Source organism: Bacillus sp. 2205SS5-2 (genome assembly GCF_037024155.1).
Classification (GTDB): Bacteria; Bacillota; Bacilli; order Bacillales; family Bacillaceae_K; genus Bacillus_CI.
On record NZ_JAYKTS010000005.1, the window covers coordinates 117,448 to 137,528 of the forward strand.

Sequence of the window (20,081 nt, forward strand, 5' to 3'; positions counted from 1 at the left end):
GTTCCGTAATTTCTCAACTCTTATTTTATCAATAGTGAAACGAGTTCACTATTGATAAAAGCTATGGTATGATGAAACATGTAAAATGAGGTATACTATGTATATATACAATGTGAGGTGAGAATAGTGAGATATTTTTGGACGTTTTTTTGGACTTTTTTATTAGTTGAAATGCTTTCTTATGTTGTTAGTTCCATGAATGGTGCATCGTTTGATTTTGAAACGGGAGCGATTCTTGCTGTCATAGCAACATTGTTAATATTTGTTGTATCCGCTGTCATTCCAAATGACCCTATCGAGAAGCATTAAGCCCTTCAACACAAGCGAAGCATTTGGTTCAAATCTGTCCAGGTTTGAACCTTTTATTTATTATCAAGCTATTTTTGCAGAGGTTACATTTTTATTAAGACTGTTTTCGCAAAGTTTGTTGCTTTTCGCACCAGTTAATAAAAGGTGATATAGCTTTGTATCGAGCATCATTTCGTCTATTTTTAATGGAAATCAACAGTGAAATGAGTCTTAATCACCAGCTTTTCTCCGTCAATATCGACAAAAATGGAATCATACGGACTAATATTACCTGCAAATATTTCTCGCGCAATATTCGTTTCAAATTCCCGTTGTAAATATCTTTTCAGAGGACGCGCACCAAATATAGGATCAAACGCCTGTTCAGCAACAAATAACTTCACTCTTTCTGATATGGATAGGTCTACTTGTTGTTCTTTTAATCGATCTCGTGTAGTTTGAATTAATTTCTCAATAATCATTTGAACTTTTTTTAATTCCAGTAGTTTAAACAATACAATATCATCCACCCTGTTTGAAAACTCAGGTCGAAATAATGTCGAAAGTGAATCCCTTACTTTTTGTTCCATATCGGGTGAAATTTCATTAGATCTATCTCGTTGCTCTAATAAGTGTGACTAGCCAATATTGCTAGTCATGATGATTACCGTATTTTTAAAGTTGACGTTTCTTCCCCGTGATTCAGTCACTCTTCTGTCATCTAATATTTGTAGAAGTACAATGAGGACCTCACTGTGTGCTTTTTCAATTTCATCTAATAATAGAACTGAATATGGTTTTCTACGAACCGCATTAGTCAATTGCCCCCCCTTCTTCATACCCCACATATCCAGGAGGAGCACCCGTTATCCTAGACACATTATGTTTTTCCCACTCCTGTTGATCCTAAGAAGATAAACGCACCAATCGGACGATTTGGATCTTTGATACCGGCACGCGCTCGGATGACAGCATCACTGACTGCATTTACAGCTTCCTTTTGAACAAAAAACGCGTTTATGTAAGAAGACTTGAAGATTTAGAAGTTTTCCCTATCGCCTCTCATTAGCTTAGAATGAGGAATTCCTGTCCAGTGAAACATAATCGATGAGATTTCTTCATCTGTTGTTTCTTTCCTTAACATGCGTTCATCCGAATTCTCTCTCAAGTTCATTTGCTCTTCAAGTAGGGACATTTATTTTGTAATGAAGGGAGTTTACCATGTTAGAGTTCTAGTGCTAGGTTTAAATAATATTCATTTTCCGCATCGCTTAACTTCCTTTTTAGGATAACGAGTTCTTCCTTCTTTTCTTGTAAAAAGTAGATTTCTTGTTTTTCCTTTTCCCGTATCTCCGTCACCTCTATCTCACTTTGCAGTCCTTAAACTTGGAAGATTAAAGCTGTTATTTTCATGCTTTTACCTCCTTTTCGTTCCTTCTTCTAAGGTTAGAAATATATGGATAAAAGTAAAGAAACTGCCTTGAAAGGACAGTTTCTTGAACGTGATTTATATTACGGTTTCGGTAAATACGTCCAATGACGATTGTGATTGGCGTTTTCTGGAAAACGTTCTCCTGCTTTTAGTTTCAGTTTTTGTGGGTTTTTCACATTACTTCCTGTTTCACCAATTTCAATATAGATGCCGTTATTTGGTGCTTTTTCCCCTCCACGAAAATGTCGAGGTTGTCCCATCGTCATTCCTCCTTCTTTTGTATCAATTTTCCTCACTACTATTACTATTCGTTGAACTTCTCGATTTAATACCGGTAGATAATTTCCAATCTTGACCTGAACCCAAAAAGATTCAGTACACAATAATCACACTTAATGTTAAATTAAAGGATGTGAAAAAATTATTGGAGGCAAAAACATGACAGAAAACTTCTATTTTTTATTAAAATATTTATTCCTAGGTATTTTTCAAGGTTTCACCGAACCGATACCGATATCATCTAGTGGACATTTACAGCTTGCAAAACATTTTTTTCATTTAGAATTAAAAGGTTTAACCTTTGATATCCTTGTTAATACGGCATCGCTTTTTGCTGTCTTGCTCATTTATCGGAAAGACCTTCTCCGTTTAATTAAAAACGGCCTTTCTTTTATTTCTAGTAAGAACCAAGAAAGCAAAGCCGATTTTATGTTTATCCTTTATTTAATCATTGGAACGATTCCAGCAGGTGTAATTGGTCTACTATTCGGAGATTTTATTGAAGCAAAACTTAAAGACGTTTCAACAGTTGCGATTGCTCTTCTTATAACAGGGTTAGCGTTATGGTTAATTCGGAACTTGAAAGGTCGAAAAAGTGACGGAGAACTAACTGTCAAGGATGCAATCATCGTTGGATTTGCTCAAGCGATTGCCTTAATTCCTGGTATTAGCCGATCAGGAGCAACGATTGTAGCGGCTATGGGCCTTGGGATGAAACAAGAGACCGCTTTACGCTTCTCGTTTCTATTGTACATCCCTGTTAGTCTAGGCGTGACCGTGAAATCCATTGGTGATTTATTAGAAGATCAGCATTTAGCAGAGTTGATGATTCCCTATACTCTTGCCTTTATCGGATCGTTAGTGGCTTCTTATTTTTCATTAAAATGGTTTATGAATATTATGGCAAAGGGGAACTTGAAATATTTTGCTGTCTACTGTTTCATTGTTGGTACACTAGTATTACTCTTTCTATAATTCCATTTTATGCTATAATCGAGAGCAATTGAACTCAAAAGGGGGAATACGATGCAAACGCCTGTAGGAATTCCTTCAGAAATAAAAAATATGTTTTTAGAAGTTAATCAAAAAAGAAATTTGGAAAAGGGCAGTTTTCTTTTTCAAGAAGGAATGGTTGCTTCTGAGTTATTTTTTGTGGTTAAAGGGAAATTTCAAGTAAGTAAAGTGATTCCTGATGGGAAGGAACTTTCATTAAAAATATCTTCACCAGGTGAAGTCTTAGGTGAGCTAACCCTATTTTGTTCTTCTTCTGCTTATATGCTGAATGCAAAAGCTTTAGAAACAACTGAACTATTAGTGATGAAAAAATCCGATTTTGAAGAGAAATTGGCCAGCAACCCTCACCTCACATTGGAGTGGTTAAAGTATGTCCAATTACAAAACCGGAAAAACCAAACAAAATTTCGTGATTTAATCCTTCATGGTAAAAAGGGAGCACTATACTCCACGTTGATTCGTTTGTCCAATAGCTACGGAAAAATGACTTCAGATGGACTAGTCATTGAACTATCGTTAACGAATCAAGAAATCTCAAATTTTTGTGGAACTTCTCGAGAAGTCGTCAATCGGTTGTTAAACGACCTTAAAAGAGAAAATGTCCTTTCTTTCACGAAAGGAATCATCACCATTTATCGTCTCTCCTATTTAAAGAAGGAAATTGATTGCGAAGAATGCCCAATAGAGATTTGTCGTATTGATTAAGAAAATCGCAGGGCATTTCGAGGTTGCCATCAATCTAACTCCCTCATTTTTCATAATTTATTATCTATTAAAAAAAACCCGGCTATGCCGGGTTTTTTTAACGAATTCCTAATGCTATTTTAGCGTATCGAGACATCATGTCACGGCTCCATGGTGGGTTCCAAACGATGTCTACCTCTGTTTCTTTTACTTCAGGTAAATCACCTAGGGCAATTTTCACTTGATCAACAATCGTTCCTGCGAGAGGACATCCCATAGAAGTAAGCGTCATCGTAACTTTTGCTAATCCATCACTGTTTAAATCCACATCATACACTAAGCCTAAGTTAACAATATCTATTCCTAATTCAGGGTCCACTACTTGTTCTAATGCTCCCATCAAACTGTCTTTCATCTCTTGATCCATTCCATACACTCCTTTTTCACATATTTCTATCTTATCATAACAAATCATTGAGGTTCATCCAAATGACAAGCATTACTCATTTTTTGTGATGGCTAAACCATCACTTATATACCTTCGTTCAAGTGAATTCCAATTTAAAAAGGAGGATTTTTTCCTTTTTTCACGAAAGTTAAGTAAACCATCTATTTTGTGAAAGTCTTTTTTCCATTTCATTATTCTATTTCACCTTTGTTTTTATTACACTTTTAGATATCTAAGTGGTACAATTAGACATTCTTTTTTAAAGGCTCTTTTCATATACATTGTTTCTATTGATCCATCATTTAGGATAATCATCTACTATTGCAAATGTTAAATGAAATTAATTACGAAAGATGGCCCGAAACCAAACTAAGTCAGAGTTTAAAGACTGGTACTAAAAGCAATAAATTTTGCGAAAACAGCCTTTTAAATACAGATGCACTTTACATTAGTCACCCAAAACTAGAGGAGCGAATGACATGACAGACAAACACTTAATCGCATTAGATTTAGACGGAACTCTCCTAACAGACGAAAAAAAAATCTCAGCTAAAACGAAAGCAATTCTACATAAGCTCATGGAAAAGGGTCATGAAGTTATGATTGCAACTGGCAGACCTTACCGAGCTAGTGAAGTGTATTACCAAGAACTGGGTCTAACGACACCGATTGTCAATTTTAATGGAGCATTTGTACATCATCCCCTAAACAATGAGTGGGGAATGTATCATGAGCCAATGTCAGTTGAAATTGCCTTAAGCATTGTAGAGGCCTGCAAAGATTTTTCCTTTCACAACATTATCGCTGAAGTAATGGATGATGTTTATTTTCATTATCATGATGAACGTTTAATTGATGTGTTTAGCTTCGGCAATCCAAACATAGAAACAGGCGAGCTTCACACAATTTTGACTGATCACCCAACCTCCATGCTTATTCATGCAGAAGAATTTGAAGTTGCAACTATCCGTCAACACTTAAGCGATGTTCATGCTGAAGTAATTGATCACCGCCGTTGGGCTGCACCATGGCACGTAATTGAAATTGTGAAAAAAGGGCTAAATAAAGCAAAAGGTATCGACATAGTTGCTAAACACTTCGGAATTCCACCTGAACGGATCATTGCCTTTGGTGATGAAGATAATGATTTAGAAATGATTGAATATGCTGGTAGTGGAATCGCAATGGGCAATGCCATCCCTTCCCTAAAGGCCATTGCAAACGAAGTTATTTTATCCAATGAAGAAGATGGTATAGGTATTTATTTAGAGAAGCGATTTTCATTATAAGTACGAATCTATTTCTGAAAGCCAGGTTCTTTTGACATCCGAAGAAATTTCTAGATATTTTTTTAGGAACTTGCCCTAACTTGCTTAACATTTGACTTCATTTTACATGCCATAAAGAGCAAGGAGGTTTACCTCAAGGCATGCTTTCTTGTTCTAAAATTTACACTCTCTGCGAAAACAACCTTTAATAATTACCATTTATTATCTCAATTAATTCTCCTGTCTCAGCTCATACTAGTAATGGGCGAGTAATACATTCGTCTTAAACACAAAGAAGGGGTGTTTGTGCATGAGTAAAAGTAATAAGTCAAAACGATTTGTACAACAAGGTAAAAATACCGTTTCTAAACATGATGATCGAATTCCTTATCATTCAACTTTAGCTGAGGCTGAAGCAGAGAAACTTCAAAATGTACAAAATTCCTCTTTAGGTGGAAATTAAGATGACAAACCCACTTTATGTACAAGCACGTGACTTTGTAGAACAGGCTGTTCAAGCTTGTGAGGCAGGGGATACCGAGGTAAAGCAAGCCTATATCGATAAAGCTAAGAACGCTTTATCGAGCGCCTACGCCAACAGTAATGTCTACGAACAAGCACAATTAAGACAAATGCAAACAGAACTCAGCCAGCTTCATTAATCATTTTAGACGCCTCTTTCAAAAGAGGCGTCTAATTACAATTTCCAGAAATATTTCTTTATTATCATAAAAGTGATTCTGACTCTCCTTCTAACAAGCAATGAACATCTTGAACCAACAGAATTTTAATAAGATAATCTGTAACAGGTGATATTACCCATTTTTTCTGGACATTCAATAATTATATTGTTCATTCCGCTAGAAAAAGTAATATCTTGCTTCGACATAACACAAAACCAGATCAAAATTTATGCTCACTTCCCTTTCTAAATGATCATTTTGGCGAAGAACATTGCTTTTCACAGTAATATGAACACGTTTTAAAATGAAGATTTCCCCATATTTCAACTAAGTCACAGCTAATATGGGATATTCTATCTCATGTGACATTAACTAATAAAAATGTATACAAAAAAACTAATAAAGAGACTTCTCTGATGTTGAGAAGTCGTTGAGTTATTGAGTCGTTTGGTTATGCAGCTTTATTGTAAACTGATTCAAAGGTGTTCCATTTGCTTGATCTCTTTCGTAAAGCATGAGAATAGCATTGTCATTTCCAACCCAGCTCTCCGTTTCTGTTACTATAAACACAAATTGAGTCCAGCTTGGTTCCTTTTTATTCACTTTAACAAGTGTCTCTTCAACTAATACATCATGACCATCTTCTACGGTGTAATAAAAACTACCCTCTCTCGTTTTGGCCTCTCCTGAGATTTCAAACTGACCCTTTCCCTTAACTAAAACCTTTAAATTTCGAAAAGTGTCTCGCGAATCATCCACTTTAAAAGAATAGTTTGTTTGTAAAGAATCCTTAGCTTTTGGTTTCGTGGGTAGAAAACTGGCGATAATGGAATAATCTCCTCCAGGTAAATCTGGTCTCATTTGCCAAACACTTGTCCATACTTTCGATTGCCCAGGTTTTAATGTAAGAGTATGAAGAGACTGAAGAAATCGCTTTCCATCACTATGACGATAAACCTTTTGATTTTGTTCATTATAAATGCAGTAATCAAACATTTGACTTGTTGGAAACTGAAACGTATAAGTAGACGAGCTTTTATTCTGCAATGAAAGGGTGATTTTCATTTCTTCTCCAATAACTGTACCTTCAACACTCCACTGTAATTCTTTTTTTGTCATTCCATATGTCATTTGCATCGTTGAAAAAAGAGACGTACATAGAAGCATAAAACAAACCCATTTCTTCAAAATGATTCCTCCTATTTTCAGGTTAATCATTTGTAGTATCTGTTTTTCTTCTTATCTTAGTCTTTTCTAAAAAAGCCGAAAATTCCTGTCGTCTGAACAATGTTTGTAAAGGCTGTCGGATCAACTTCTTTTATAATGTGTTCTAAATCAAATAATTCATATCGAGTAATAACAATAATCATCATTTCTTTGCTCTCATTTGAGAAGGCACCCTTAGCTGGTACGGTGGTAATGCCCCGGACCATTTTAGAATGAATTGCTTGTTTTAATTCTTTCGATTTTTTTGTAATAATCATCGCTGTTAATTTTTCATGACGGGTATGAATCGCATCGATTACTCTTGTAGATGCATATAACCCAACTAATGTGTACAACGCATTTTCCCAGCCATAAAGGGCACCAGCGCTAATGATGATGACTCCATTCATGATAAAAAAATAGATTCCCACAGGTCTATCCTTCATTTTAGATAATAACATAGCAATAATATCCATACCGCCGGTTGAAGCTCCCCATTTTAGAGTGAGCCCTACACCTATAGCACCAATCACCCCACCAAAAATCGCATTTAAGATAATATCAGGTGAAATTTCATTTACTGGGATTATTTCTAAAAAAAACGACATTGATACTACCGAAACAAAGCTGTATATTGTAAAACTTTTCCCAACTTTGATCCACCCTAATATTGTGACGGGAATGTTTAGTAATAATAATAATATCCCTGTCGAAATAGAAAACGGTGTGTTATCCGTAATGATACTTGAAAGAAGTTGGGCAACCCCAGTGAATCCTCCAGCATACACATTGGCAGGTATTAAAAACAAATTAAGAGCTATTGCATTCAAAAGTGCTCCTATTAGAACTATTGAAAATTTCTTAATTTCTAATATAATATCTTTTGACATCTGTATCCTCCTTACTCTTACTGTTGTATACTTATCCTAATAACGGTAAATAAACACAAAATCTTTGTTATTTCCTTTTTAAATCGCTACACTAGAATAAAGTACACAAGTAATAATGTAACACGATAAATGGAGAAGGTGAAAGTATGACGATTAAAATTTTGGCCGACAGTGCCTGCGATTTACCTTATACCTTTTTTGAGAAAGAGTATACAGAACTCATTCCTCTTAGGGTGCATATTGATCAGAATGAATATGAAGACTTGATTTCAATTCAACCAGAGCAAGTATACGATGCTATTCGGAATGGCAAATTACCGAAAACGTCCCAAGCTTCCCCCCTTACACTAGAAAAGATTTTTATTTCAATTGCAGAGAATAACGAAACTGGAATTTATGTTGCCTTTTCTTCTGAGCTTTCTGGCACATTTGGGACAGCGTTAATGGTGAAAGAACAAGTAAAAGAGCAGTATCCTCAACTCGATTTAACTATTATCGATTCGAAGTGTGCTTCTCTTGGATACGGGCTTGTAGTAAAAAATGCAACTGAGCAAGTGGAAAAGGGGGGGACAAAAGAAGAAGTTCTATCACAAATCCACCAACAGATTCACCATATGGAACATCTCTTCACCGTAGAAGATCTTGAATATATGGCAAGAGGAGGACGTGTGAGCAAAGCATCTGCCTTTATTGGTGGTTTACTAAACATCAAACCCTTGCTACATGTTGAAGAAGGAAAATTGGTACCCATTGAAAAGCTCAGAGGGCGAAAAAAGTTAATTCAGCGAATCTTATTTTTAATGGATGAACGTGGTGACTCGTTGGAAGACCAAACCATCGGAATTAGTCACGGGGATGACCTGGCTCTCGCTCAGGAAATGCAGCAATTAATTCAAGAAAAATTTGGGACCACTGACTTTTACATCCATACAATTGGCAGTGCCGTTGGAGCTCACGCCGGACCTGGAACTCTTGCTATATTTTTCTTAAACAAGCAGTAATACATACTTTTCTTTCACTATGGAAAACTAAGGTTAACATGGTGAAAGGAGTAACAACTATGCCGCATACTTCAGATAACGATAAAAAAGCACAAGACAAGCAAGCATGCAGACACGAAAAGAATTTAGAAAAAGAGAAGAATCGACAAGCCGGAAAACAACAATTCTCTAAAAAAACCGATCATTTATAACCTAGAAGACTAGCCACTACGGCTAGTCTTTTTCCAATTGTTTTATTCCTATACCTTGGGGCTATTTCATCTAATTTTTGATTAAACCCTCTATACCAATGATGATAAACTGATCCGAAAAGCAACAAATTTTTCGAAAACAGCCTTTCAATTAAAGGGATCTCTTTTTCGCGCCTAGGTATCAAACCTTATTTCATAACTGTTTAATAAGACCATGAAGACTAATTGTGAGAGCATCAAAATTCTAATTTTTTTCAAAGGAGAGATTCGATGTCAAAGCAGCAAAAACCAACTTTTCCCCCTCAACATCAAGATCATCAACCTGGAACAGAAGACGAAATGAAACCTCAATCAAAATATGTAAATGACAACTATAAAGGGAGTGGTAAATTACAAAATAAAGTCGCTCTAATTTCAGGTGGCGACAGTGGAATCGGAAAATCGGTTGCTCTATATTTTGCTAAAGAAGGGGCCGATATTGCTATAGTTTATCTGGAAGAACATCAAGACGCTAACAAAACAAAAGCTCTCATTGAAAAGGAAGGAAGAAAATGTGTATTATACAGCGGAGATTTAGGAAGTGAATCCTTTTGCGGGGAAGTAGTAGCAAACACCATTCGTGACTTAGGGCAAGTAAACGTTCTTGTTAATAACGCTGCAGAACAACATCCACAAAATAGCATATTACAAATTTCGGCCGAACAGCTTGAACGAACATTCAAAACCAATATTTTTTCATTTTTCTATTTGACTAAGGCTGCACTTCCTCACTTAAATCAAGGAGCATCTATTATCAATACAACATCCATTACTGCTTATCAAGGTCATAAATCATTAATCGACTACGCTTCAACAAAAGGTGCTATTGTTACCTTCACTCGATCGTTAGCAGAATCTCTAGCCGAACAGGGTATTCGTGTAAACGGAGTGGCTCCAGGGCCAATATGGACTCCCTTAATTCCATCTACCTTTTCAGCAGAAAAAGTCGCAACCTTTGGTTCAAACACTCCAATGGGTCGCGCCGGTCAACCTTGTGAACTGGCCCCTGCGTATGTTTACCTTGCAAGTGAAGATTCAAGTTATGTATCAGGACAAGTGATTCATGTGAATGGTGGGGTTATTGTCAATGGGTAACGTGAATACTCTCTAGCTCTTGCAGCATCAAACCTAGCTATTTCCATAAATGACTGTATATCAGCGATATTTTAAACTTAAATCCTCCGGAACGATTGGTGAACTTTTTTTCATTAAATTTGAAGGCATCATTCTATTTTTCAACATTTTGATCTATGGTTAGGCATAAATCAATTTCTATGAAGTTCATTTCCAATATATGCATTTATCAAACCAAAAGAAAAACACCGAATATTTTCGGTGTTTTTTAAGGTTCTTTTCGTATACATTGTGGCAATTTCATCTGATTTTTGAATAAATCCTCCATTTCCCTGTTGATTTCGATCAAAAACAGACGAAAAGATGCCCGAGACAAGCCATATCATAGAATATTAATGGATACAAAAAGCCACAATCATTGCGAAAACAGCCTTTTTTAAAGACTCTTTCGTATACATTGTTGTTATTGATCCATCATTTTGGGTAAATATCTACTTTTGCAGATATTACATTCAATTATTTACGAAAAGTTGACCCAAAACCATGCTAGGTCACAGTTTAAAAGCTGGTACCAAAAGCAACAAACTTTACGATAATAGCCTTTTTAGAAAGTAAAATGTATATATTTTTAAAACGTTGTCAGTTTCTAGCTCCAAGTACCATGGACTCAAGGTCATAAGCCAAGCCCCCTTATGAGGCAAAGTACGTCTCTGTCTAGTCCTTGTCATATGCGAGTCGTCGACTAGCGGACATTTTACGCTTTCCTATTAAATCTTGGATGTTGTTAAGACTTCACATGATTGGCGTTCAATAAGCTTATGTGGCACGATAATTCGTTTGACTGGTTCATTCTTGTTTTCGACCATCTGAATTAACGTCTTCGCTGCTTGATAGCCTAAATCAAAAATATTGATATCCATCGAAGTCAAAGGTGGACGTGACATTTCAGATAGCATATCATTGTTAAAGCTGATAATCGATAGATCCTTTGGTACCATTATTTGTAGTTCTGTTAAGGTATTGACAACACCTAGTGCCATAAGATCATCTGCTACAACTAATGCAGTAGGGGGCGCGTTTAATTTCATTAGATAGCGAACAGCCTCCTGTCCACCTTCTTTTAAAAATTCCTGCTGAATAATATACTCTTCCTGCAGAGGAATTCCTGCTTCCCGTAGCGCTTTTTCATACCCTAATAACCTTTCAATTGTCACAACTAAATTTATATCTCCACCAATAAAAGCGATCCGATCATGACCTAACCTCAAAAGATATTGTGTTACCTCTTTTGCAGCTCTGAAGTTATCATTATCCACATGAGTAATTTCCTCTACGTATTTAAATGGTTTTCCAATCATGACAAATGGAAAATTGCGCTCTTTTAAATACATCATCGTTTTATCTTCTACTTTGGAATAAAGCATTACCACACCGTCGACACGACCACCTTGCACCATTTGGACGACTCCTTCAAAAATTTCATCGTTCGTTTGTCCTGTCGTCATTTGTAGCGCAAAATGCTTTTCATGCGCCCCTTCACTCAACCCCCTTAACACAGTTGAAAAGAATGGGTTTTGGAAAAAGATATCCCCAGAACTTGGCATTACCAAACCTAACACCTGAGTTGATTGGTTGGCAAGGCTACGAGCAATAAAGTTAGGGTGGTACCCTAATTGGCTCATGGCTTCACGAACTTTTTGTTTTGTTTTTTCACTGATTCTCGGATTGTTAGCTATGACCCTTGACACAGTAGACGGAGCAACATTTGCTACTTTTGCTACATCTTTAATTGTTACCGCCATGATTTTCCCTCCCTTCAAAAACTACTTAGTTATAGTTGAAGCAATATTAACTTTCTATTTTCACTGCTCGAATAGATGGTTTCATATTAATGGATTCACTTGAATCTATTTTTTTAAAGCGCTTACTTTAGGTTTGCTAATGTCTACTGCATTAATGGGTTGTGGAAAGTAGATTTTGTTAGAAGAGTAATCCTTATTATTTTCAACTAGGTGATTATAATACGTCTTGCTCTCCTGCCTCCAGATTTCATCGGTCATTTTTCCGGTATTTTTACTATTTTACAATAATTTTTATGAAAAATACTTTTTTGTCTTTTGCAAACTTGTTTTAGAATTCCTGTTTTCGCAAAGTTTATTGCTCTTCGAACCAGTCTATTTTCGATGATATCTCTTTAGTACGCGGCGTTTATCCGTTTAATTTTGATGTGTATCACTACTAAAATGGAATATCCGATCTAAAATTAATCTAAATATCAACAATGTAGACGAAAAGAGCCTTTACAAAAGACAAAAAAGGTTTCACATTGACACATTGGAAGAAATCTATTCCCCCTCGAATCAAAAATTCCACTCCATTCAAGCACTCCTATTTTTTCTCAAGTCGTTTTTTTCGGCTTTGCTTCCAAATTAAATAAATAAATCCTAAAAATAATACATAGACCAAAGTGAGCGCAGAAATAAACCCGATATTTAATCCACTCTCATCCGCTACAGCATAGATTTCCGTAGTCTCTCGGTCCAATACGATAGAGAATACACCGTTATCTTCGTTAACCTTATCTCCTGCGAGTAATCCCCGGAGTTCCTTGTCCTGATCAAATTCAGCAGCATTTATTTTGATGGTTTGTGTTTCGCTACTATCATTTATCGCAACGATGATTGTTTCATCTTCAAATTTTCTTTTATAAACTAACATTGTCCCATCGTGATCGATTTCTTCAATTGTTCCCCTTGTAAGAGCTGGAAGGTCTTGACGAAGTTGACCTAGTTTTGTAATATATTCAATTAAATCTTTGTCCGTTTTAAAATTCATTAGTCGTCTATTATCTGGGTCTTCTCCACCGTTAAGAGCAATTTCAGATCCGTAATAAACGATTGGAATTCCTGGTACTGTATACATATACGCTAGTGCTTGCTTCCACCTTGTTGGTGGAAATTGATTTTCTTCAGCTGCAAGCATTGTAAATCGCGACATATCATGATTATCAATAAATGTACCCATTAAATAAGGATCCTTGTAGAATGTCTCGTTATAGTTCCAATAATTTGGTAAACGATCTAATGGAATATCTGTCGTTTTGAATACATTACGTAACTCATCATTTTGCGGAAAATCGACAAAGCCATCAATTCCGGTTTCAGCATATTTGGCAATGTTCTTGGGATCTTTATCATACACTTCACCTAATAAATAAAAGTCTTTATTGACCGATTTCACTTCTTGAGCGAATTTTTCCCAAAATGCAGCTGGTACATGACGTACAGTATCCAGTCGATAGCCATCAATATTTGTTTCTTCTATCCACCACTTGGCTGCCTCAAATAAATACTCCTGTACGTCAGGGTTTTCAGTGTTCAAATCTGGGAGGTCGTATAACCAGCTATTTTGTACATCTGCATCGTCTTTCCAGTTCGTAATGGATTTTTTATCATGTAACCAATTACTTTTCTCAGGATCTGACACCCACTCATGATTAGGCCCCACATGATTGACAACAAAATCCAATACTACTTTCAAATCCCGTTTATGAGCTTCCTCGACTAAAAGTTTAAATTCCTCCAACGTACCAAAATGCTCTTCTGTATTGTAAAAATCGCTAATCCAATACCCATGGTAGCCTTTGTCTTCATTGTTGAAAATAGGAGTGAGCCAAATGGAGGTAAAGCCCATTTCTTGAATATAATCAAGCTGACTCATTATCCCTTTGAAGTCTCCGCCATGGTAGGCTCTAGGATCATCTAAATTAACGTCAAAATCATTATTATTCTCTTCATTTAAAAAGCGATCCACCATTATAAAATACATTGTTTCATCTTGCCATCGTCGTTCTTCTTTTTCAGCGGCTCCTGTTGGTAGAGCATAAAAAAGAAGAAACGGGATTAAAAGAAAGCTAAATCTTCTTTTCATCGCCGCTCCTCCTCAGTTTACTATTTTATTTTTAGATTAACCCTTTGTACCACCTGCCGTCAATCCTGAGACAAAATACTTTTGGAAACTTAAGAATAACAAAGCGATTGGAACGGCAATTAATACTGATCCAGCAGCAAATGTGGTAAACTCCGCTCCAAATTGTTTAGCAACTAAATCATATAAACCAACCGGTAGTGTGAATTTTTCTTCGGTTCGTAATAAAATACTGGCTAGGATAAAGTCTGCGAACGGCGAAATAAATGAGAATAAGGCAACAACTGCGATAATTGGTTTTGCTAATGGCATAACGATTTGGAAATAAATACGCATATGTCCTGCACCGTCCATTTTTGCAGACTCATCAAGTTCTTTCGGAATAGTATCCAAATAGCCTTTCATTAACCATGTATTCATCGGGATTTGACCGGCAACGTACACTAAAATTAATCCTAAATGTGAATCTAATAATCCCGTTTGGAGTGCTAATACAAAGATGGCAATTAGCGCTGCAAAATTGGGAATCATTTGTAAAACCAAAAAGGTAAGCAGCCCATTCTTACGACCAACAAAACGATAGCGAGAGAATGCGTACGCTGTTAAGCTAACCGTTAGTACGGTGAAGAACATAGTCAATACACTGACTTTAATCGAGTTCCAATACCAATACAAGTAATTGGATTGATCTAAATCAAATAATTCTTTGTAGTGTGCAAGTGTTGCATTTTTAGGGATTATGCTTGATCCTGACAAGCTTTGTCCTGGGTTAAAAGAAGATCCTATAATCCAGGCAACTGGGTAAAGAATGATGGCAAACATAATCGCAATAACCGTATATGAAAGTGTCAGTCTGATGTATTTCTGTCTTTTTAAATTCATATTACATCATATCCTCTTCTTGGAATGATTTCGTTCTTCTAAATTGCCATAATGCGACCGAGATGACAAAGATCGATAGTAGTAATGTAATGGCCGCCGCCTTCGAATATTGAGCAGATGACATTGTTAAGCTATAAATCCATGAAATCAAGATGTCCGTGCCACCCGCATTCGTTCCTGACAGTGCAGGTCCGCCTCCATTAAAGAGGTAGATTACGTTGAAGTTATTAAAGTTAAACGTAAACTGCGTGATTAAAATAGGTGCTGTCGCAAATAGAACTAGTGGTAAAGTGATTCGCTTAAACTTCTGAAAGGCTGATGCCCCGTCAACTGTTGCAGCTTCGTATAATTCATTCGGAATGGATTGTAATACCCCTGTTGTCATCGCAAAAATGAACGGGAACCCTAGCCATGCTTGAATCGCTATTAGAGCTAAGCGTGTGTAGAGTGGCTCTGTCATCCAAGGAATTTCTCCCATACCGAGAAACCCAAGTATGTCCCGATTGATCGTTCCAAAGGATTCATTGAACATCCCTGCAAATACAAGGATTGAGACGAAGGCTGGAATGGCCCAAGGTAAGATAAAAACCGTTCGTATAATGGCTTTTCCTTTTAAATCCTTTTGATTGATGACAATAGCTAGAAAGATTCCTAATGATACTTGCAGAGTTGTTGCTCCGAAAGTCCAAACAAGTGTCCATGCTAATACATCAAAAAATGTTTTACGCCAAATTGGAATTTGGAATATTTGAACAAAATTTTGGAAACCAACCCAATCAACCAATTTTGCCGGTGGTGAATGGTATAAGTCATAGTTAGTAAACGCTAATAATACAACAAATATAATCGGAAATATAACAACAAAAATCAATAACAGAAATCCTGGCGAGATAATTAAGTATGGAAAGCCACTATCTACTAAATTTCGATATTGTTCACGAATCGTGCTCAATTTCTCACCACGATCTCTTTTCTCACCATTTTTGTAAGCATCATATAGATTGAAGCTATAGAATATGAGACCAAAGATAAGAATGATGATTGCTAATATTCCGTTTACCATTAAAAAGATTGAGTGATCACGTGGTGTTTGTTCACCTAATGTAAATATTCCCCATAGTCCCATGTTCAGTAAGTCATAAAACACATAGAAAAACGCAGCGGCTAGGATTAAGAATGATCCACCCTTTAAAGACTGCTTATTATACAACTGACCTAACCCAGGTATTACGGAAAGGGCTAAGGCTGTTTTTCGATGTTTGGTTTGATAGGATTCTTGAACCATCCTACATTCCCCTTTCTACTACATCATTTTTTAAGCTTAAAAAGCTTTTTCAAACAGAAATCATTTCTATCTCAAAAAGATTTTCAAGAAGATACATTTTAAGGAAAAGTGATAGCAGTACTTATCTAAAGTACCACTATCACTTTCAGTTAGTTAGAGTGGTTTGCTTCAATATTTTGCTTAATTTGATCTACTGCACCATCTGCAGCTGGTTTCGCCTCTTGTTTACCTGTTACAACCGTTTGTAGTGCGTCAGCCATTGCTCCCCAAACTTCTCCCATTTCAGGAATATTTGGCATTGGAACTGCATATTGAGATTGTTCAGCTACCGCTTTTGCACCTTCATTTTCAGCAATTGCTGGATCTTCAATAAGTGCTACGTTTGTTGGAACTTCGTTAGTTTGTTCAAAACGATATTTTGAGTTGTCATCTGAAGTGATGAATTCGACGAACTTCTGTGCCCACTCTTGATTTTCAGAATAGCCAGAAACATGCCATCCTTTAACACCCATAAATGTTTTCATATGTTCTCCGTTTGGAAGAGTTGGCATTGCAGACATACCGATATCTACACCAGCGTCTTTATATGAAGAGAAAGACCATGGTCCATTCATTACAGCAACCGCTTGTCCTTCTTGGAATAAAGCATCCATTGCTGCTCCGCCGTTTTCCCCAACGATACCACTTGGAAATAGGTTTTCATCATACCATTTTTGAATATAAGCAACACCTTCTACTGCACCATCGTTATTAAGACCTAGAGACTTAGGATCTAGTGCTCCATCAACGTTTTCAAATACATATCCGCCATATCCGCCAATTACACCATGAGCAAAATAGTAGTTATCCCAAAGAGCTAAGAATCCGAATTTTCCTTCTTCAGCTTTTTTAGAGATGTCATAAAGCTCGTCCATTGTAGCTGGAGCTTCTGGTAATAAAGCTTTGTTATAAACTAAAACAGGTGTTTCTGAAGATTTTGGTAATCCATAAAGAGCACCATCATATGTTTGCGCATCAATTGAGGATTCTGTGAAACGATCTAATACTTCTTGATCAACTTCTAGCCCTGCTACATGACCTGCAAGTGCCATTTCACCGATTTGATCATGAGGTAGAGTGAATACATCTGGGCCAGTGCCTGCAGGACCATCTAGACGAATTTGTTCTCTCATTTTCGAAGCCATTTCAACTTCTTTAAATTCAACTTCAATTCCATATTCTTCTTCGAAATCTGCTGCAACTTTGTCAAGCCATCCAGATTTTTTTTGGTCTTCCCAAACAATTAGTTTTTCCGGCTTATTATCATTTTCTGTCGCATCTGTTTTGTCTTCGTTTTTCGAACCAGTATCTTCCTCGTCCTTTGGTCCACAAGCTGCTAAAACGCCGATTACAAGTAATAATGCCATCAATAGTCCTAATGATTTCTTCATTATGACCCCTCCTATATTGAGTATAATTTTGTGCTTCTTATAGATTGGACAAACGTTTGCAAGATTATGTAAGCAAAGACCATTATAACGCTTTCATAACTCGCTGTGAAAACGATTGCACAATCTACTTTTCATTATACTTACAATCTATAGTTTGACAATAGTTTTTTCAAAAAAAAATTATAGTTTATGAGATTTCATGTAAGCATTTTAACATTTTTGTCATAATACATGATATTCATTGACTTTCCTACTCGATTCCACTAGTCTTTAGTTGAAATTTTAAAAAAGGAGGTTTCTCAATGATTAAAGAAGCAATTTATCATCGTCCTCAAGATAATTATGCATACGCTTGCACTAATGACACTCTACATATTCGTTTACGCACAAAAAAACATGATGTTGAAAACGTTACACTACTTTACGGTGATCCTTATGATTGGAATGAAGATAAGTGGAGTTATTCGCAAATCCCAATGATAAAAAGTGGATCTGACGACCTATTCGATTATTGGTTTGCATCAATTAAACCTGAATTCAGAAGACTCCGTTACGGATTTCTACTTCAAGATGATAAGGAAACAATATTCCTTGGAGACAAAGGTTTTGAATCGACTCCACCAGCAGATGTTGCCTATTATTTTTGCATTCCTTTCCTCCATGACAATGAGGTTTTTGATGCACCTGATTGGGTAAAAGACACCGTTTGGTATCAAATTTTCCCAGAAAGATTCGCGAATGGAAATACAAGCAATGACCCCGATGGAGCTTTACCTTGGGGTAGTGCGGAACCTACCACTACAAACTTCTTTGGTGGGGATTTGGAAGGTGTCACCAAAAACATCCCTTACTTGAAAGAGCTAGGTATTTCAGGGATCTATTTTACACCGATCTTCAAAGCCTATTCTAACCATAAATACGATACGATTGACTATTTAGACATTGATCCTCAATTTGGAACTAAGGAAGAAATGAAGATATTAGTTGAAACTTGTCATGCGAATGGTATCAAAGTAATGTTAGATGCTGTGTTTAATCATAGTGGATTTTTCTTCCCACAATTCCAAGACGTATTAAAACATCAAGAAAAATCACTTTACAAAGAATGGTTTCACTTAAAAGAATTCCCACTGGTAATGGAACCACTTCCAAACTATGATACATTTGGATTTGTTCCTGAAATGCCGAAATTAAATACCGCCAATCCTGATGTAAAGGACTTTTTACTTCAGGTAGGACGTTATTGGATAGAAGAATTTAATATTGATGGCTGGCGATTGGATGTGGCCAATGAGGTCGATCACGAATTTTGGCGTGATTTCCGCAAAGAAGTACGAGCAATCAAACCAGACTTATATATTTTAGGAGAAATATGGCATGATTCTATGCCTTGGCTACTCGGGGATCAATTTGACGCTGTGATGAACTATCCATTTACTAATAATATCCTGAATTTATTTGCGAAACAAACCATTAACGCTAAGCAATTTGTCGAAAACATGACCAACGTAAATCATATGTACCCAACAACGGTCAATTCTGTTGCCTTCAATCTTGTAGATAGTCACGACACCCCTCGCGTGCTAACTGTTTGCGGTGAAAACAAAGCGAGAATGAAACAGATATACAACTTTATGCTTACGTTTACTGGAACTCCTTGTATTTACTACGGAGATGAAATCGGCATGACTGGTGAACAAGATCCTGGATGCCGCAAGTGTATGGAATGGGATAAAAATAAGCAAGACTTAGATTTATTCCAACATATTCAAAAGTTATTATCCTTGAGAAAAGAACACACATTACTTGCAAACGAAGGAACGTTCACCTTCCTTCCACCAGAATTACACGAAAATGTCGTAGCTTTTACTAAATCGGATGGTCATCATACAATGTTAATCCTTCTAAACACAGGGGAAGAGAACGTGAAGTATACCATTCCATTCAATTTACAAGGAAAAGTTATTCGCGATGTTTGGAATAACAAAGAATTCGCAGCTGATTCTCCTACCCTTGTCGCAGAATTGGGTGCCTATGAGTTTAGCATTTTATACATTTAG

Annotated in this window: 22 protein-coding genes; 10 read left to right on the forward strand and 12 right to left on the reverse strand. The window is 36.5% G+C overall.

Going from position 1 to position 20,081, the window contains the following annotated elements; all coding sequences use genetic code 11:
* The first annotated feature begins 126 nt into the window (after positions 1 to 126).
* Positions 127 to 309, forward strand: coding sequence for a YjzD family protein (locus tag U8D43_RS05360; protein ID WP_335870002.1), 183 nt, complete (start codon positions 127 to 129; stop codon positions 307 to 309).
* Between the two features lie 182 nt (positions 310 to 491).
* Here the strand turns inward: U8D43_RS05360 and U8D43_RS05365 are convergent, their stop codons facing one another.
* The 4 genes from U8D43_RS05365 to U8D43_RS05380 all read right to left on the reverse strand — a co-directional run bounded on the left by U8D43_RS05365 (position 492) and on the right by U8D43_RS05380 (position 1,980).
* On the reverse strand, positions 492 to 803 hold the full coding sequence (locus U8D43_RS05365; RefSeq protein WP_335870004.1) for a ClpB D2-like domain containing protein: 312 nt from the start codon (positions 801 to 803) through the stop codon (positions 492 to 494).
* A gap of 123 nt (positions 804 to 926) precedes the next feature.
* Positions 927 to 1,109, reverse strand: a complete 183-nt coding sequence (locus U8D43_RS05370; RefSeq protein ID WP_442893559.1) for an AAA family ATPase — start codon at positions 1,107 to 1,109, stop codon at positions 927 to 929.
* A 403-nt stretch (positions 1,110 to 1,512) separates the two neighbouring features.
* The gene (locus U8D43_RS05375; RefSeq protein WP_335870007.1) at positions 1,513 to 1,647 is read right to left on the reverse strand and encodes a hypothetical protein; all 135 of its coding nucleotides are present in this window, start codon (positions 1,645 to 1,647) and stop codon (positions 1,513 to 1,515) included.
* Positions 1,648 to 1,800: 153 nt separating this feature from the next.
* The gene (locus tag U8D43_RS05380; RefSeq protein WP_335870009.1) at positions 1,801 to 1,980 is read right to left on the reverse strand and encodes a YjzC family protein; all 180 of its coding nucleotides are present in this window, start codon (positions 1,978 to 1,980) and stop codon (positions 1,801 to 1,803) included.
* Between the two features lie 178 nt (positions 1,981 to 2,158).
* Between U8D43_RS05380 and U8D43_RS05385 the strand changes: the two genes are divergently transcribed.
* Positions 2,159 to 2,974: an undecaprenyl-diphosphate phosphatase gene (locus U8D43_RS05385; protein ID WP_335870011.1), complete on the forward strand. Its 816-nt coding sequence runs from the start codon at positions 2,159 to 2,161 to the stop codon at positions 2,972 to 2,974.
* A 51-nt stretch (positions 2,975 to 3,025) separates the two neighbouring features.
* Complete coding sequence (locus U8D43_RS05390; protein ID WP_335870012.1) at positions 3,026 to 3,718, forward strand: Crp/Fnr family transcriptional regulator; 693 nt, start codon at positions 3,026 to 3,028, stop codon at positions 3,716 to 3,718.
* Positions 3,719 to 3,815: 97 nt separating this feature from the next.
* On the opposite strand, the gene U8D43_RS05395 is transcribed toward U8D43_RS05390, so the two are convergent.
* Positions 3,816 to 4,124 (reverse strand): metal-sulfur cluster assembly factor, encoded by a 309-nt coding sequence (locus U8D43_RS05395; RefSeq protein WP_335870013.1) that lies wholly within the window; start codon positions 4,122 to 4,124, stop codon positions 3,816 to 3,818.
* Between the two features lie 500 nt (positions 4,125 to 4,624).
* Here U8D43_RS05395 and U8D43_RS05400 point away from each other — a divergent pair, with 500 nt between their 5' ends.
* The 3 genes from U8D43_RS05400 (at position 4,625) to U8D43_RS05410 (ending at position 6,075) form a co-directional block, all read left to right on the forward strand.
* Positions 4,625 to 5,434, forward strand: a complete 810-nt coding sequence (locus U8D43_RS05400; protein WP_335870015.1) for a Cof-type HAD-IIB family hydrolase — start codon at positions 4,625 to 4,627, stop codon at positions 5,432 to 5,434.
* Between the two features lie 289 nt (positions 5,435 to 5,723).
* Complete coding sequence (locus tag U8D43_RS05405) at positions 5,724 to 5,876, forward strand: hypothetical protein (protein ID WP_335870017.1); 153 nt, start codon at positions 5,724 to 5,726, stop codon at positions 5,874 to 5,876.
* 1 nt (position 5,877) lies between these two features.
* Positions 5,878 to 6,075, forward strand: coding sequence for a DUF3813 domain-containing protein (locus U8D43_RS05410; protein ID WP_335870019.1), 198 nt, complete (start codon positions 5,878 to 5,880; stop codon positions 6,073 to 6,075).
* Positions 6,076 to 6,531: 456 nt separating this feature from the next.
* Here U8D43_RS05410 and U8D43_RS05415 read toward each other — a convergent pair whose 3' ends face one another.
* Together U8D43_RS05415 and U8D43_RS05420 are read right to left on the reverse strand one after the other, a co-directional pair.
* Positions 6,532 to 7,284, reverse strand: a complete 753-nt coding sequence (locus tag U8D43_RS05415; RefSeq protein ID WP_335870021.1) for a BsuPI-related putative proteinase inhibitor — start codon at positions 7,282 to 7,284, stop codon at positions 6,532 to 6,534.
* A 56-nt stretch (positions 7,285 to 7,340) separates the two neighbouring features.
* Positions 7,341 to 8,192: a YitT family protein gene (locus tag U8D43_RS05420; protein ID WP_335870023.1), complete on the reverse strand. Its 852-nt coding sequence runs from the start codon at positions 8,190 to 8,192 to the stop codon at positions 7,341 to 7,343.
* A gap of 146 nt (positions 8,193 to 8,338) precedes the next feature.
* On the opposite strand from U8D43_RS05420, the gene U8D43_RS05425 reads away from it, so the two are divergent.
* From U8D43_RS05425 to U8D43_RS05435, 3 genes are all read left to right on the forward strand, one after another.
* Positions 8,339 to 9,193, forward strand: coding sequence for a DegV family protein (locus U8D43_RS05425; RefSeq protein WP_335870025.1), 855 nt, complete (start codon positions 8,339 to 8,341; stop codon positions 9,191 to 9,193).
* Between the two features lie 59 nt (positions 9,194 to 9,252).
* Entirely contained in the window at positions 9,253 to 9,384 is a 132-nt protein-coding gene (locus U8D43_RS05430) for a DUF3941 domain-containing protein (RefSeq protein ID WP_335870027.1), read from the forward strand.
* Between the two features lie 270 nt (positions 9,385 to 9,654).
* Positions 9,655 to 10,518: an SDR family oxidoreductase gene (locus U8D43_RS05435; protein WP_335870028.1), complete on the forward strand. Its 864-nt coding sequence runs from the start codon at positions 9,655 to 9,657 to the stop codon at positions 10,516 to 10,518.
* 746 nt (positions 10,519 to 11,264) lie between these two features.
* On the opposite strand, the gene U8D43_RS05440 is transcribed toward U8D43_RS05435, so the two are convergent.
* From U8D43_RS05440 to U8D43_RS05460, 5 genes are all read right to left on the reverse strand, one after another.
* Entirely contained in the window at positions 11,265 to 12,299 is a 1,035-nt protein-coding gene (locus tag U8D43_RS05440) for a LacI family DNA-binding transcriptional regulator (RefSeq protein ID WP_335870029.1), read from the reverse strand.
* Between the two features lie 586 nt (positions 12,300 to 12,885).
* A complete protein-coding gene (locus U8D43_RS05445) occupies positions 12,886 to 14,427 on the reverse strand; it encodes an alpha-amylase family glycosyl hydrolase (RefSeq protein ID WP_335870030.1) in 1,542 nt (513 codons plus the stop codon).
* Positions 14,428 to 14,463: 36 nt separating this feature from the next.
* Positions 14,464 to 15,306, reverse strand: a complete 843-nt coding sequence (locus U8D43_RS05450; RefSeq protein ID WP_335870032.1) for a sugar ABC transporter permease — start codon at positions 15,304 to 15,306, stop codon at positions 14,464 to 14,466.
* 1 nt (position 15,307) lies between these two features.
* Positions 15,308 to 16,591, reverse strand: a complete 1,284-nt coding sequence (locus tag U8D43_RS05455; protein WP_335870034.1) for a carbohydrate ABC transporter permease — start codon at positions 16,589 to 16,591, stop codon at positions 15,308 to 15,310.
* A 149-nt stretch (positions 16,592 to 16,740) separates the two neighbouring features.
* Entirely contained in the window at positions 16,741 to 18,021 is a 1,281-nt protein-coding gene (locus U8D43_RS05460) for an extracellular solute-binding protein (RefSeq protein ID WP_335870036.1), read from the reverse strand.
* A 302-nt stretch (positions 18,022 to 18,323) separates the two neighbouring features.
* On the opposite strand from U8D43_RS05460, the gene U8D43_RS05465 reads away from it, so the two are divergent.
* Positions 18,324 to 20,081: an alpha-glycosidase gene (locus tag U8D43_RS05465; RefSeq protein ID WP_335870038.1), complete on the forward strand. Its 1,758-nt coding sequence runs from the start codon at positions 18,324 to 18,326 to the stop codon at positions 20,079 to 20,081.

What these genes read in the sequence shown, in the direction of transcription:
- U8D43_RS05450 (WP_335870032.1), bottom strand. Translation starts at nt 15,306, where the DNA reads ATGAATTTAAAAAGACAGAAATACATCAGACTGACACTTTCATATACG.
- U8D43_RS05430 (WP_335870027.1), top strand. Translation starts at nt 9,253, where the DNA reads ATGCCGCATACTTCAGATAACGATAAAAAAGCACAAGACAAGCAAGCA.
- U8D43_RS05400 (WP_335870015.1), top strand. Translation starts at nt 4,625, where the DNA reads ATGACAGACAAACACTTAATCGCATTAGATTTAGACGGAACTCTCCTA.
- U8D43_RS05405 (WP_335870017.1), top strand. Translation starts at nt 5,724, where the DNA reads ATGAGTAAAAGTAATAAGTCAAAACGATTTGTACAACAAGGTAAAAAT.
- U8D43_RS05385 (WP_335870011.1), top strand. Translation starts at nt 2,159, where the DNA reads ATGACAGAAAACTTCTATTTTTTATTAAAATATTTATTCCTAGGTATT.
- U8D43_RS05440 (WP_335870029.1), bottom strand. Translation starts at nt 12,299, where the DNA reads ATGGCGGTAACAATTAAAGATGTAGCAAAAGTAGCAAATGTTGCTCCG.
- U8D43_RS05390 (WP_335870012.1), top strand. Translation starts at nt 3,026, where the DNA reads ATGCAAACGCCTGTAGGAATTCCTTCAGAAATAAAAAATATGTTTTTA.
- U8D43_RS05425 (WP_335870025.1), top strand. Translation starts at nt 8,339, where the DNA reads ATGACGATTAAAATTTTGGCCGACAGTGCCTGCGATTTACCTTATACC.
- U8D43_RS05465 (WP_335870038.1), top strand. Translation starts at nt 18,324, where the DNA reads ATGATTAAAGAAGCAATTTATCATCGTCCTCAAGATAATTATGCATAC.
- U8D43_RS05395 (WP_335870013.1), bottom strand. Translation starts at nt 4,124, where the DNA reads ATGGATCAAGAGATGAAAGACAGTTTGATGGGAGCATTAGAACAAGTA.
- U8D43_RS05410 (WP_335870019.1), top strand. Translation starts at nt 5,878, where the DNA reads ATGACAAACCCACTTTATGTACAAGCACGTGACTTTGTAGAACAGGCT.
- U8D43_RS05445 (WP_335870030.1), bottom strand. Translation starts at nt 14,427, where the DNA reads ATGAAAAGAAGATTTAGCTTTCTTTTAATCCCGTTTCTTCTTTTTTAT.
- U8D43_RS05435 (WP_335870028.1), top strand. Translation starts at nt 9,655, where the DNA reads ATGTCAAAGCAGCAAAAACCAACTTTTCCCCCTCAACATCAAGATCAT.
- U8D43_RS05460 (WP_335870036.1), bottom strand. Translation starts at nt 18,021, where the DNA reads ATGAAGAAATCATTAGGACTATTGATGGCATTATTACTTGTAATCGGC.
- U8D43_RS05455 (WP_335870034.1), bottom strand. Translation starts at nt 16,591, where the DNA reads ATGGTTCAAGAATCCTATCAAACCAAACATCGAAAAACAGCCTTAGCC.
- U8D43_RS05380 (WP_335870009.1), bottom strand. Translation starts at nt 1,980, where the DNA reads ATGGGACAACCTCGACATTTTCGTGGAGGGGAAAAAGCACCAAATAAC.
- U8D43_RS05420 (WP_335870023.1), bottom strand. Translation starts at nt 8,192, where the DNA reads ATGTCAAAAGATATTATATTAGAAATTAAGAAATTTTCAATAGTTCTA.